This is a genomic window from Ruegeria sp. YTSA135 (assembly GCF_059610165.1).
The window spans coordinates 44648-56264 of the sequence record NZ_JBXWNC010000020.1 but is presented as its reverse complement, the minus strand read 5'-3'; the positions used below and the strand labels follow the sequence as shown (position 1 = coordinate 56264).

Below are 11617 nucleotides of genomic sequence, written 5' to 3'. Positions count from 1 at the left end.
GTCCTACTTGCTGCGATTGCTGGAAATGCCCTGTCAGGACAACGCCGGAGACCACCTCCGATCACGGGCCCATAGCTTCACGGGAAGCCGAACATTGCGACATTTTCCGCCAGCGTCTGCTCTTGGTGGAAGCCGCCGTTCACCGGTGAATTTCGAAAAATTTACTGTGAATGTCGGCTACTCGGGCCAAACCAGTCACCTGAGAAAATGACTCAGATGACCGAGTCGAGCCCATACCTGTGTAGTTTGCCCTCCGCAGCGAATGTCAGCTTGTCCGTGCTGTTCCATGCTCATGCGCTGCTTCCTCGCGCCGTTCCTCAAGTGCCTGACGAATGATCTGGCACGAAGATGACAAGAAGAGGCTTGCCATGATCGCAGCAACTATTAGGTCAGGCCAACCTGTTGCCGTGCCCCAGACGCCTAAAGCGGCAATCATCACAGCTACGTTACCGATGGCGTCGTTTCGCGAGCATAGCCAGACTGATCGCACGTTGGCGTCTCCATCCTTGTAGCTAACAAGCAAGAATACGCTCGCAAGGTTTGTTGCGAGAGCCAACGCGCCGATGATGCCCATAATTCCGGCCTCTGGAACGCCCACGTAAAAAACACGGTAGAAGGTAGACCCAAACACCCACGCGCCCATAAAAAAGAGGCTGACCCCCTTTGCCAAGGCGGCATTCGTTCGAGCGCGGATAGACGCGCCGATCACAGCGAGGGAAATGCCATAGGTCAGTGCGTCACCAAGGAAGTCGAGCGCGTCGGCCTGAAGTGCCTGAGACTTCGCGTAGTGTCCCGCGGTCATCTCGACCACGAACATCGTCGCATTCAACGCGATGACGATCCAAAGCCGACATTTGTATTCGTTCGACATTCCGTCGAACTTCACCTCGTTGCCGCAGCACCCTGCCATCTCAAAACCTCTTCAGAATCGCCTCAGATCTAATGTAGTGTCTCTAGTGACTAGAGGTTCAAGAGGTTTTTCACATGTTCTCGATAGGCGAGCTTTCGAAGCGGACGAAGGTCAAAGTGCCCACCATCCGCTATTACGAAGAAATGGGTCTACTGGCCGCACCGGAACGGACTGCAGGCAACCAGCGGCGCTACACAAATGAGGGTTTGGAGCGCCTGAGCTTTATCCGGCACGCGCGTGATCTCGGCTTCTCCATCGAAGCAATTTCTTCTTTGATTGAGTTACAGAACCATCCGGATCGGTCGTGCGAAGCGGCCACCGAAATCGCAGAAGGTCAGTTGTCCGAAGTACGCGCAAAGATCAAACGCCTCAAAGCTCTCGAATATGAATTGAAGCGTATCGCACAGGGATGTGACGGACGGGGTGTGGCACAAGACTGTTACGTCTTGGCTTCGCTTGCAGACCATGACCTTTGTGGTCGAGATCACTGACCCACAAAAGCAGACATCTTTTCACTGATTTTGAACGGCCGATTAGCGGACACTGCGGCCGGTCGACCTCCGTTTGCGAACGACTGGAGTCTGCGCTTTGCGTCCTTGTCGCACATCGATTGAATCGGCGGTTGATGGTTTGCTGCGGGTGCCAACGAGAACAGTTGAACGGGTCGAAAGCGGCCTTTCAAGCAGGAAACAACCGACTGAAAGACTCGGATGACGGGAGGCAGCCTGAACCGAACTACTGCAACTTCTGGACTGTCCAACTGCACAAGCCGTAGTCAGATCGCCGCTCGCAAGCGGATGCTTCCCACCATTGATCTTATCTGACGATGCTGCCAGTCTGGCGTAGAAAGCCTTCCATTCTGGGCTACGTTGATTTGAACTTGCTTGGGGGGAATCATGACCGAGACTGCGCAAACCGAAATCGTCCGCAACGGCTGGACGGCACTTGCTGCCGGCGAACTGGACAAGCTCGCAAGTGACTATGCCGAGGACATGATCTTCGTGCTCCCCGGCCAGGACGATGTTCTGGAGGGGCGAGTGGCGTTCCGATCCGCGCTCGACAATGTCGGTCAGGCGCTTCCGCCCGGCTTTGACATCAAGTCAATGACCTACTGCACTGGCGAGAACGAGGTCGTCACGCTTCTTCGCTTTACGGCCGACAAGATTCCGAACGGTTCGCAGTGTGCGGTGCTTTTCCGTTTCAATTCGGACGACAAGATCGTCGAGGAGCGGTGGTTCGTCGACACCGAACAGTGGAAGGCGGCTTTCTGAGCAACGCCAGAGTCCCTGTCGACCAACCCTGATCTTCGCGATCGGCCCTCACTCCCGCGCAGTCGAAATCCTCGAAGATGGGAAGAACGGCTGTCGGATTGCGCATGCCGCCACAGGACGGCGAGCGGAGCTGTAGGACAGTGTTACATCAGCCATCTCTCCTCGTCTCTAGCCTCCGTGCCTGCCCGTTCAGTTGCTGCTCCAGCGCCAGCCACCCCAATGGCTCTGCGATCGCCCGCGCGGCGGCATTCGTGGCGACCGCGGCATCCAGGTCTCCGGCCCGTTCGGCCAGATCCGCGGCGATCGCATGGGCTTCTGCCTGCAGGCCCTGCATGCCTACACGCGCGGCCTCGTCACCGATCCGCTCGTGCCAGAGTCGGGCTTCCTGTACATCGCCCGCCTCAGAAGCGGCCTCCAGCATCCCCAGCATGGCGAGACATTTGCCCCGGCGGTTGCCGGACGCGTCGAACCAGCGCACGCCATCGCGCAGCCACTCGGTGCCTTCCTCAACCCGCCCGGCGCGAACCAGCCCCCGGCCGTATGCGGCGTCCCCTGCGTAGGCGAAGTAGAAGGCTCCGATCCGCTCGCTCCGCCACGGCGCAGTCGACAGCCGCGCCACACCTTGCATGGGCTCGCCGGCCGCAATCAGCGTCATCCCCAATGCCAGATTGGCCATCAGCCGGTCAAACCCGCTCGCGGCAGCCGACATGCCCTGCTGTGCGGCGACTAAAGCTTCGCCGTGATTTCCCGCCGCCGCCTGGCTCAACGCCATCAGGCATTCGCCCCAGCACTCGGCCGGGGGATAACTGTCCCGGCTACCCATCTTCTGGAGCCGTTGTGCCTCCTCTGCCGCGGTCCCGATCCGACCAACCTGTGTGGAATGTGCCCATCGGGCGTAACACGACAGCGTAAAGAGATACCGATCCCTTAGGTGTTCGCTGAGCGCCTCGACTTTTTCGCTTCGTACGGGCAACTCGTTGAAGGCCTCTCCCTCGCCCACGATCGAGTCCAGCCACAGGCTCAAGCCCATTGCGTAGCCGATACAATTGTCGTCGCTCAGCGTCTCGCCGATGGCGTGCGCCCGATCCAGCGCGTCCCGCGCCTGCGAAAACTTGCCGGCATGCATGTAGCCTTCACCGATCCACGCGAACAGCCGCGAGACCTCCTCGATCTCGCCCAGCGTCTGGACGTCGGCAAGATGGCTTTGTGCCAGTCTCGTCATTGCCGGAAAATCGCCATTCCAGCACAACACCTGCGTTTGGTTCACGGCCGCACGTGCCAAGAGGAGAGTGTCGTCGACCTCGCCATCTGGGCCGGCCAGGTCGAGGCATTTCTGATACCAGGCCTGCGCGTCCCGTAAAGCGAACAGATCAAGCGCTTTGTTACCGGCCATGAACGCATACCACGCCGTTGCGACCGCGTTGCCAGCAGCCTCGAACTGTTGCGCCAGGAACTCTGCGACTTCCGCTTCCTGCTCTGCGTAAAGGTCCTCCACGCGCCGCGCTACCTCGCTATGCAGTCGGCGGCGGTCCTCGGAGATAAGGCTCTCGTAGATAATCTGCTGAACCAGCGCGTGTTGGAACTGAAACCGGTCGGGCTCCCCTGCCAGGCATTGGACAATTCCACTTGCCACTAGATCGGCCAGATGTTGCTGGGCTTCGTCGCCCAGAAGGTGTGTGTCGAATTGGCGCCCGATTACTGATGCTCGCTCCACGACCCGCCGGGCATCCGGTGGCAGCGCGTCGACACGCTGCATTAGCAGTCCCGCAAGGGTGTCAGGAATGCCGGGGCCCGTCGCGGCGGACCCACCGCGTCGCGCACCGGCTAGGCTCCGTGCGATTTCCTCCAGGAACAACGGATTGCCGCCAGCACGCTCGACATACGGAGCCAGATCGGCCAGCATTTCCTCATCCGCCAGATGATCGCGAAACAGCTGGATCGACTGTTCATTTGACAAAGGTTCGAGGAGCAATTCGTCGACGCCGGGCGCATCCGCCCACGGCGCCGAGAACTCGGGTCGGAAGGTCGCGACGATCAGCACGCCGCGCCGGTGCAGATCGCGTACCAACGTTTCCAAGACGGTGCTCGAGCGTTCGTCGATCCAGTGAAGGTCATTCACGAAGAGGACGGTCGGTGTCAGACGCCCGTGCGCAATGATCAGTTCGGACAGCGCTTCGCGGGTGCGCGGGCCGATCAGGTCCGGATCGACGCTGGGGGCGGCTGTCGCGGTCTCGACCAGCCGGCGAAGATAGGGAACGTGCCGCTCCTGGTGAAGTCCGGCATCCACCAGTCGATCTGCCAGTGATCCGCCCTCGGCCTCGACGGTATCGCGAAAGCGCCGCAGCAAGTCGATGAACGGGTGGAACGCCGTCGACCCGCCATGAGGGCTGCACTGACCGAGCAGTAGCGTGAACGCATCGCCATGCCGAGTCACGAACTCCCGCATCAGGCGGGACTTGCCGATTCCGGGTTCGCCGATGACATGGACCGTCGCGGCAGCGCCAAGCCGCATACGCGATAGGGCGGCGCCCAGCGCGCCGATTTCGTGGTCCCGACCGATCAACGGCGCCAATTCGCCGTGACGGCGCTCCAATCGTTCGTGGAACTCGGAAAGACCTACGACACGCCAGATGGGAACCGGGTCTTCGAAGCCCTTGAAGACGTGTGGCCCCATGCTCTCGAAATCCGCTGCACCATCCGAAAGGCGGCGGCTCACAGGGCCAACTACAACGGTGCCCGGATCGGCTGCCGACTGCAGCCGCGCCGCGAGGTTCGGTGTTGAGCCCAGAGCCGCATGCTCCTGTGCCGCCCCCTGGCCGACGATCTCGCCGACCACCACGGGACCGGTCTCGATCCCGACGCGGACATCAAGGTGATCCTCAAGACCAGGCACTGTCAGTTCCTGCGATCGTTCGACCAACGACAGCCCGGCCCGGATGGCGCGCTCGGCGTCGTCCTCGTGGCTCTGTGGATAGCCAAAATAGACCAACACCCCGTCGCCCATGAACTTCGCCACGTAGCCGCCGAAACTCTCCACACTCTCGGTGACCGTGCCCTGGAAGTGTCGTATCGTTTCTCGATAGCTTTCAAGGCCAAGTTGCGTCGACAGTGCGGTCGAGCCGACGAGATCGACGAACATCAGCGTCAGGAGACGTTGCTGAACCCGCGCCGCGGTCTCCGCAGTTGCACGCTGTTCGCTGAGTAGGGCCTCGGCAGCGGCAAGGATGCGCTTGCGGTGGCCGAGTTTCACGACCCCCAATTCCCTCAGGTCGGCGTCATTCAGGGTCGGGAGCAGATCGATGTCCACGTCGTTCTCGGCGAACGCCGCCACATGCTGCGACAGTCCGAGAGCCGATAGGAATTCCTCGATTTGTCTGGTCATTCAAACCCTCGAGTAGATCGAAAGAACTCTAGCACAGGGGCACGCAATTTGTATCAAGAGAGAATTGCGCGGTCTCGCGCCCTAGGAAAATCGAGCACTTCTTGGCCAACGGCAACTTTGTCCGCACCGCTGTCGTAAGCTTGGAGGTCACGCTGCACGGCGAATGAACGACTGGATTGGCGAAGCTGCGTCGCAGCAGCACTGCACTTGGGGAGTCGTCGAAGGTGAACCGCGCCGCGACGGGCTATGTCCGGTGATCGCGCATTGCGCCAGTTCGAACGAAGCGCAGCTAGAGACGTGATGGGCTCGGTGCGGTCATTCGACAAGTTCGGGTGAACAGCTGCTAAGCGGACCTTTCTGCCGTTCGCGGCACCCGCTCAGTTTGCGCTGCAACTGCAAAGCCACGCGGAAGGACGGGCGGGTTCCAGAAATTCTCTGCGGGTGCGAGATTGCTAAGCCGGAAGCCGGAAGCAGACATTCCCCGTGCGGAAAGTTCTACCGGTTCGCCTTAACACAGCAAGGCATCTCCAAGCCCTTGTGACGGCTTTCTGCGCAACGCCAGTATCGTAATCGCCGGCAACACCCACTTGGTGCTTTACCGCCCTGCGCAGGTCGCGCCGCAAGAAATTGGCAAGCCAGCCGCGAAATGAGGGCGACGCGGACCCTGTCCCCGGGACATGACGTCTGCTCGCCGCGGACTTCCCGGTTGGGGCACTGCCGGGCATGTCGTCCTCTGCGGGGCCTCAGCCGCGTCGCCGCGCGGCGCGATAGGCCGAAGGCCAGAGCCCTGTACGTTTGCGAAATGCGCGCTGAAAACTCTTTGGTTCGTTGTAGCCGAGCGAGGACGCGATTGTCGTCACGTCCAGATCAGTTTCGGCCAGCAGCGCGCTCGCCCGTCTTTCGATGATCCGCGCCTTTATCTCGCGAAAGGACGTTCCCTCGCTTTGAAGTGCTCTTTCCAGGGTCCGCGGTCCCACCGACATGTAGCTGGCGACGTCGTCCTTGGTCGCGCGACCGAACGCGATCTGGGTCTGTGTGATCTGCTCCACCGTTTCCGCCGTGGTGCGCGGAGGGTCTACGTCCATGAGCACCGGCAGGTCGCAGAGTGTCACGGTATCCTGCGCGCTCGGAAGACGGGGGTTGGGTACGTCCAGATGGCTTTTGCGAACGGCCACGGATGGCACGTCGGTCCCGCCGTGCACCGGTGCCCCGATCGCGTCCTCCAGGTGGCGCGTCCGCGCGCTGGCGCGGCCGGTCGTTTCGACCCAGTCCGGGAGCCAGTCCGGTCCGAGGAAATGCCGTATCACACGAATGACGATGAACAGTGCGCCATCGTCGAGATGATGGCGCCCCAGCATCGACCCCAAGTTCGAAACCCGTCCGACCAACAGGTGGTCCCGCCTTTCCTCAAGAGTGATCTTGCCGCCAGGTTGGATCAGGTCGAATGTCTCGCTGCCGCGGATGAGAGCGGCGCCGAGCGTCCTGCTCCCCATGACGTAGCGGGCATAGGCCTCATAGGCGGTGTAATCGAATTGCTGCGCGGCGCGGGCGCCCAGATACGGGTCACCGATCACACGGGCCACATGTTCCACAACGCTCGCTTCCAGCCTGTACGGGATAAAGCCCTGCGTTTCGCAGAGCACCCGACGCGAGATGTCTGACGCTGCCAGCGCCCGGTTTACCACGGAGGGAGACACGACTTCATCAAGCAGGTGAATCACCTGTTCGAATTCGACAACGTTTATCAAAGATATTCGCATACTTAAGATTGTCGCAAAATGATCCCGATTTCCAGTTTAACATTCTATAGAATCAGCTGGGGGGCGGGATTTGAGTATTAAAATCAGAAATTTGATCTTTTTCGCGCTGATGACGCAGGGCACTGGTGCCACAGCGTACGCACAGTCGGCCGACGATTGGGAGTTTCGTGTAACGCCATATGCTTGGCTCTCCGGCCTGTCTGGTGACGTAGGGACGATACCCGGGCTCCCCTCCGGTAGCGTTGATCTGTCTTTTGGCGACATTCTCGACGATCTTGATTTCGCCGGAATGCTGATGGCCAGCGCTCGGAACGGCCCCTGGGTGATTTATCTCGACACGACTTATGTCCGCACCAGCTCGACCGAGTCTCTTGGCGGCGTGGTTTTCGACGATGTAACGATCGACAGTGAGACGACGACGCTCGCGTTCGCTGTCGGCCGGACGCTTTCGGAAACATCGCAAGGTCACGTCGACGCCTATTTCGGTGCGCGCGCGTGGTGGCTTGATAACCAGTTCACACTCACGGGAGTGGGTGGCGGTGTCTCAAGTCGGACCGAAAAGGCGGACTGGATCAATCCTCTGCTCGGGGTTGCAGGTCGTTATCAGCTCTCTGATCAATGGACACTCTTCGGTGCGCTGGAAGTGGGTGGCTTTGGCGTTGGCGCAGATAGTGAGTGGTCTGTGCTGGCCGGGGCCACCTGGCAAGTCAACGACAGATTCGGCGTGAGCTTCGGCTGGAGGCATCTGGAGGTCGACTACAGAGAGTCCGGCGTCGTTTTCGATGTGGCCCAGTCGGGGCCTGTCATCGGGGCAACATTCAAGTTCTGAGGCGAGGCGTGCATGCATCCCTGTGCCCAAAGCATTTCGAAGCAAAAGTAAGGAGCTAGGTGATATGATACGATTTATAAAACCCGTTCTGATGGTAGCCGTTGTCGGAAGTCTCGCGCTCGCAGCGCCAGCGGAAGCGGGCAAACGTCAGGTCAAGAATACCTTGGGCGGTGCTGCTATCGGCGCAGGTGTGGGCGCGCTTGTAGGCGGCAGCTCTGGCGCGCGCACGGGCGCCGTGGTCGGTGCCATTGCCGGCGCCGTCAAGGATTGAAGCGGCACGTCAGCGCTGTTTCGCGGATAAAAAAGGAAATCCATATGTTCAGAAATTTTAGAACTGCCATTTGTGCAGTCGTGTTATTGTCCACTGTTTGTGAAGTCGCACAGGCCGAGGAAGTGGACATTCAGGAAGCCATCGATTCCGCCATGCCGCACATGCATCACAGCTGTGCGAGCATATTGGAGACCTACGCCGACGATGAAGAAGCCATCAACCAGATTGTTCGGGAAATGGCTTTCGTCTCCCTTTACAACCGGGAGATCGACGTTCTTGCCGCTGCACCGGAAGCGGCGGAAAGCGGAGCATTACGCGAAGAGTTCGTGGAGGAACTCGAAGATGCGTGCGACGATGACCCCGGCATGTTGCTCGCAGGGGCGGTGGATATCGCCATCAAGGAAACGATGGAGCAATATGATTGAGATCAGAAGCTGTCCTGCGGTGTATCCGAGTTGGCAAGCTTGATTCTGATCATTTCGACGATCCTCGGCGGCTGCGAGGAGGGCCGGGTGGACTGTCTGCCGATCATGGAGGCCTGGAACTATGTCATCTGCCTCTTGCCGACCGACCCCGAAATCCTCGACGGGAGCTGAATCTTCGCCCGGTACCGAACCAGTCAATTGAATAGGAGAAAGAGAATATGATGAAATCAATCTTACTCTGCGGATCGGGAGCCGCACTTCTCTGGGCCAGCACCGCGCTGGCGCAGACCTATACCGGCGACGTGGCCATCGACGAAGAGGATGTGGCGATCGGGCAGAAGCACTATTCGCCTTATCTCGATCAGTCCTATCCGAACCGGGTGTTTTTCGGCGACACGCATCTGCACACCTCCTATTCCACGGATGCCGGCATGATCGGCAATACGCTCAAACCCGACGAGGCGTTCCGCTTTGCACGCGGCGAGAAGGTGCGCGCCTCGGCCGGGGAGTATGCCCAACTGATCCGCCCGCTCGATTTCCTCGTGGTCGCGGACCATGCTGAGAACCTCGGCCTTGCGCCGATGCTGGCCGAGGCCAACCCCGATCTTCTCGCCAACGGCTGGGGGCGGGACCTGTACGAGATCGTCAGCGGCGGCGATCTCTTCGCGGGCTACGTCAAATGGGGCGAGGCAATGGCCGCGCTCGAGGATCCCATTGCCAACGATGATCTGACACGCACGATCTGGAACCGGATCGTAGACAGCGCCGAGAGGTTTAACGAGCCCGGTGTGTTCACATCGCTCCATGGCTTCGAATGGTCGTCATCGCCCGATGCCAACAACATGCACCGGGTGGTGATGTTCCGGGACAATGCGGACCGGGTCGAGGATCTGGTGCCGTTCTCCAACTACGACAGCAGCAACCCGGAGGATCTGTGGGACTGGATGCAGGCCTACGAGGATGACACCGGCGGTCAAGTTCTGGCGATCCCGCACAACGGAAACCTCTCGAACGGACTGATGTTCGACGACGTGCGGCTGAACGGAGAGCCCATCGACATCGACTATGCCGAGCGCCGGATGCGGTGGGAGCCGATCTACGAGGTCACGCAGATCAAGGGCGACGGCGAGACTCACCCGATGCTGTCGCCGAACGACGAGTTCGCGGATTACTACACGTGGGATCGCGGCAATTTCGGCATGGAGCTCAAGACACCCGACATGCTGCCGCGGGAATATGCCCGTGAGGCGCTGGCGCGCGGTCTGGCCTACGAAGAAGAGCTTGGCGCCAACCCGTTCAAGTTCGGCATGATCGGCTCGACCGACAGCCACACCTCGCTCGCCACCACGCGGGAGGACAACTCCTTCGGCAAGGCCAGCATCGTCGAGCCGGGCACCGGCGCGGAACGCTACGAGGATTACATCATCCAGCCCGCGTTCCTTGGCGAAGAGGTCGCGATCAAGCACTACGAAAGCCTCGCCTCCGGCCTTGCCGTCGCATGGGCGCGGGAGAACACGCGCGACGAAATCTGGGATGCTTTCCAGCGCAAGGAGGTCTATGCGACCACCGGAACGCGCATGGTCGTGCGCGTCTTTGCTGGCTGGGATTTCGAGGCCGAAGAGGTGCACCGCCCCGATTTCGCCGCCGAAGGCTACGCGCGTGGCGTGCCGATGGGGGCCGACATGTTCGACGGACCCGAAGGTGCCGCGCCGACCTTCATGATCCGCGCGTTGCGTGACGCCGACGGCGCCAACCTCGACCGTATCCAGATGGTTAAGGGCTGGGTCGAAAATGGCGAGCCGATGACCAAGGTCTTCGACGTCGCATGGTCGGGTGACCGCGAACCGGACGCCGATGGCAAGGTTCCCCCCGTGGGCAGCACCGTGGACGGTGCCGAATTCACCAACACCATCGGTGCCGCGGCGCTCAGCGGCTTCTGGGTGGACCCCGAGTTCGATCCGGCACAGCGCGCTTACTACTACGTGCGTGTGCTGGAGATTCCGACGCCGTCGTGGCTGGCCTACGACCAGGCGTTCTACGGCAACATCGATCTGCCCGACGACGCGGTGATGGTGCAGCAGGAGCGTGCCTATACCTCGCCGATCTGGTACACACCCGAAGGATGACCGTTGGTTCGAAATATTAACATGTGGGCAGCAACTTTGGGTAAGTGACATGATAAGACTGCTGAGCATCGTGATCGCGATTTTTGCCGCAACCGCCGTGCAGGCGCACACCGGGCACGGGACCGCCGGGGGGGTCACAAGCGGTTTCCTGCATCCTTTGTTCGGATGGGATCATGTCGTGGCCATGGTGGCGGTTGGTCTTTGGGGCGCGGTATTGGGTGCGCCCGCGCTGTGGCTACTGCCGGTCGTGTTCCCGGTTGTCATGGCACTGGGTGGCGCGCTCGGCATCGCCGGGGTGCCGTTGCCCGGTGTGGAGGCAGGGATCGCGCTGTCAGGTGTCGTGCTCGGCTTGCTCGTCGCCTTCGCGGTGCGGGCGCCGTTGTGGGTCGCTGCCGTGATCGTGGGCGCCTTCGCGGTGTTTCATGGACATGCGCACGGCACCGAACTGCCCGGTGCGGCCGATCCGATCGCCTATGCTGCCGGCTTCGTCATTGCCACGGGCCTTCTGCACCTGGCGGGTATCGCCATCGGCCTACTCTGGGAGCGTCCCAGGGGCGCCTGGGCGGTGCGCGGGGCGGGCGTCTTGGTTGCCGCCGTGGGTGCCGCTTTTCTGACCGGAGCCGCGTGAAGATGTCCACGATCG

At 60.8% G+C, this 11617-nt stretch carries 12 protein-coding genes; 9 read left to right on the top strand and 3 right to left on the bottom strand.

What is annotated here, in order from left to right; translation table 11 throughout:
• Positions 1 to 265: 265 nt before the first annotated feature.
• Complete coding sequence (locus tag AC2FIT_RS20075; protein WP_496831876.1) at positions 266 to 910, bottom strand: cation efflux transmembrane domain-containing protein; 645 nt, start codon at positions 908 to 910, stop codon at positions 266 to 268.
• A 74-nt stretch (positions 911 to 984) separates the two neighbouring features.
• On the opposite strand from AC2FIT_RS20075, the gene AC2FIT_RS20070 reads away from it, so the two are divergent.
• Together AC2FIT_RS20070 and AC2FIT_RS20065 are read left to right on the top strand one after the other, a co-directional pair.
• Positions 985 to 1401, top strand: coding sequence for a MerR family transcriptional regulator (locus tag AC2FIT_RS20070; RefSeq protein ID WP_496831874.1), 417 nt, complete (start codon positions 985 to 987; stop codon positions 1399 to 1401).
• Between the two features lie 405 nt (positions 1402 to 1806).
• Entirely contained in the window at positions 1807 to 2181 is a 375-nt protein-coding gene (locus tag AC2FIT_RS20065; RefSeq protein WP_496831873.1) for a nuclear transport factor 2 family protein, read from the top strand.
• 148 nt (positions 2182 to 2329) lie between these two features.
• On the opposite strand, the gene AC2FIT_RS20060 is transcribed toward AC2FIT_RS20065, so the two are convergent.
• On the bottom strand, positions 2330 to 5563 hold the full coding sequence (locus AC2FIT_RS20060; RefSeq protein WP_496831871.1) for an AAA family ATPase: 3234 nt from the start codon (positions 5561 to 5563) through the stop codon (positions 2330 to 2332).
• A 163-nt stretch (positions 5564 to 5726) separates the two neighbouring features.
• Here AC2FIT_RS20060 and AC2FIT_RS20055 point away from each other — a divergent pair, with 163 nt between their 5' ends.
• Positions 5727 to 5864: a hypothetical protein gene (locus tag AC2FIT_RS20055; RefSeq protein WP_496831869.1), complete on the top strand. Its 138-nt coding sequence runs from the start codon at positions 5727 to 5729 to the stop codon at positions 5862 to 5864.
• A gap of 442 nt (positions 5865 to 6306) precedes the next feature.
• Here the strand turns inward: AC2FIT_RS20055 and AC2FIT_RS20050 are convergent, their stop codons facing one another.
• Positions 6307 to 7323, bottom strand: coding sequence for an AraC family transcriptional regulator (locus AC2FIT_RS20050; RefSeq protein WP_496831867.1), 1017 nt, complete (start codon positions 7321 to 7323; stop codon positions 6307 to 6309).
• Between the two features lie 70 nt (positions 7324 to 7393).
• Between AC2FIT_RS20050 and AC2FIT_RS20045 the strand changes: the two genes are divergently transcribed.
• The 6 genes from AC2FIT_RS20045 to AC2FIT_RS20020 all read left to right on the top strand — a co-directional run bounded on the left by AC2FIT_RS20045 (position 7394) and on the right by AC2FIT_RS20020 (position 11602).
• Positions 7394 to 8152 carry a hypothetical protein gene (locus tag AC2FIT_RS20045; protein WP_496831865.1) on the top strand — a complete coding sequence of 253 codons (759 nt, stop codon included), beginning with the start codon at positions 7394 to 7396 and terminating at the stop codon, positions 8150 to 8152.
• A 64-nt stretch (positions 8153 to 8216) separates the two neighbouring features.
• The gene (locus tag AC2FIT_RS20040) at positions 8217 to 8423 is read left to right on the top strand and encodes a YMGG-like glycine zipper-containing protein (protein ID WP_496831863.1); all 207 of its coding nucleotides are present in this window, start codon (positions 8217 to 8219) and stop codon (positions 8421 to 8423) included.
• 44 nt (positions 8424 to 8467) lie between these two features.
• A complete protein-coding gene (locus tag AC2FIT_RS20035) occupies positions 8468 to 8848 on the top strand; it encodes a hypothetical protein (RefSeq protein WP_496831861.1) in 381 nt (126 codons plus the stop codon).
• 39 nt (positions 8849 to 8887) lie between these two features.
• Entirely contained in the window at positions 8888 to 9019 is a 132-nt protein-coding gene (locus AC2FIT_RS20030) for a hypothetical protein (RefSeq protein WP_496831859.1), read from the top strand.
• A 47-nt stretch (positions 9020 to 9066) separates the two neighbouring features.
• Complete coding sequence (locus AC2FIT_RS20025) at positions 9067 to 10974, top strand: DUF3604 domain-containing protein (protein ID WP_496831858.1); 1908 nt, start codon at positions 9067 to 9069, stop codon at positions 10972 to 10974.
• 49 nt (positions 10975 to 11023) lie between these two features.
• Positions 11024 to 11602, top strand: coding sequence for a HupE/UreJ family protein (locus tag AC2FIT_RS20020; RefSeq protein ID WP_496831856.1), 579 nt, complete (start codon positions 11024 to 11026; stop codon positions 11600 to 11602).
• Positions 11603 to 11617: the final 15 nt, after the last annotated feature.